Source organism: Methylobacterium sp. WL18 (genome assembly GCF_008040015.1).
Classification (GTDB): Bacteria; Pseudomonadota; Alphaproteobacteria; order Rhizobiales; family Beijerinckiaceae; genus Methylobacterium; species Methylobacterium mesophilicum.
In genome coordinates this window covers 1-605 of the sequence record NZ_VRVD01001233.1, presented here as the reverse complement: position 1 = coordinate 605, position 605 = coordinate 1, and the positions used below count along the sequence as shown (strand labels likewise).

The following is a 605-nucleotide window of genomic DNA, read 5'->3' as shown; positions in this document are numbered from 1 at the left end:
CGCGCCGACGGGTCGCCGGCAGGTAGAGGTCCGCCCGGATTGTGCGGTCGCAGCCGATCACCCCGAATCCGTCGCCGATCCGGGTCGCCGAGGCGGCGAGCCCGGCGCAGAGGTCCCCCGCGAGACGGAGGCGGTCGCCGGCACCCTGGAAGCGCATCGAGGCCGAGAGGTCGACCAGTGCCCAGACCTCGACGGCGTTGCGCATCTCGAAGCGCCGGACATGCACGCCCTCGAACGGGTCGCGCAGGCTCGCACGCAGGTCGATCCGGCGCGCATCCGGCAGGGTGAGGAACGAAACCTGGTCCCGGAAGGTGCCCAGTCCGCCGGCCTCCTGGCCCCGATGCGCCCCGAAGCGACGCCCCCGCGGACGCCAGCGCGGCAGGTAGACGATGTCGGCCGAAGGCGCCCCGGTCATGGTGCCGGCACCGTCTCGAACACCGCCCGGCACAGGTCCGGGACGATCTCGGCACGGCGCATCTCGTGGACCGGCTCCAGGAAGATGCGGTGCGCCATCACCTCGGGGAAGACCGCCCGGACATCCTCCGGCACCAGCCAGTCCCGCCCCTCGAGCCAGGCCCGCACCCGGGCCGCCCGGACCAGGAAGG

General features: G+C 73.7%; 1 protein-coding gene and 1 pseudogene. Both read right to left on the bottom strand.

Annotated elements, in window-relative coordinates; translation table 11 throughout:
- Nucleotides 1-415 (bottom strand): DUF58 domain-containing protein (locus FV228_RS32030; RefSeq protein ID WP_147857994.1); only part of this gene is annotated, 415 nt, incomplete at its 3' end.
- A pseudogene (locus FV228_RS32025) lies at nt 412-605 on the bottom strand (MoxR family ATPase); the annotation flags it as partial. The gene FV228_RS32030 and the pseudogene FV228_RS32025, both read right to left, overlap by 4 nt.